Below are 579 nucleotides of genomic sequence, written 5' to 3' on the forward strand. Positions count from 1 at the left end.
CGGGCAACTCAGAAATATCGCTGACATGCCTGCATTAACTTAAACCAACCGGCCTCCACGATTCCCGGTGCGGTTCAAGGACCCAGTTACCGGGAAAATGAGGACTAGGTCACCCTACCCTGTCACCGCGATCACGCTGGAGGCGATCCCGACACTTGAATCTATGGCGGTTCGTAGTCTACAATTCGGGCAGCCGCAAGCGGCACCTGGTCCTATCCGTAACGCGGATTCTGACAAGGGACCAACTGATGGCGAGTGAGCACCTTTCGGGAGAATAATATGGATCGGGATAAGCAACTACCGCTGAATTTCGAACCATCTCAAGAGTCTCATGCGCCTGCATCTCAGATACTGCGAATTGATGATGCGCGGCCGACACTGGCAAGCAAGGGCGCTGAGATTCTGTGTATGCCGAGCAAGATCGATCGGGAGCGCAAAAACGCAGCGGACCGGGAAGCTGAGTTGCTCAAGCGCGTCCTTCGACGTGCATGGAATTTTTGAGGGGGCTGTCATTAATTTCGTGTTTGAGGCATAACATGTCGCCAAGGAGTGACGATGCCTCGCAAACCGAAAACCCCA

Annotated in this window: 1 protein-coding gene; it reads left to right on the top strand. The window is 54.1% G+C overall.

Annotated elements, in window-relative coordinates; genetic code table 11:
• Positions 1–279 precede the first annotated feature (279 nt).
• Entirely contained in the window at positions 280–501 is a 222-nt protein-coding gene (locus tag PCE31106_RS23910; protein WP_150564903.1) for a hypothetical protein, read from the top strand.
• The last annotated feature ends 78 nt before the right edge of the window (positions 502–579 follow it).

It is taken from the genome of Pandoraea cepalis, assembly GCF_902459665.1.
In the GTDB taxonomy this organism is placed as follows: domain Bacteria; phylum Pseudomonadota; class Gammaproteobacteria; order Burkholderiales; family Burkholderiaceae; genus Pandoraea; species Pandoraea cepalis.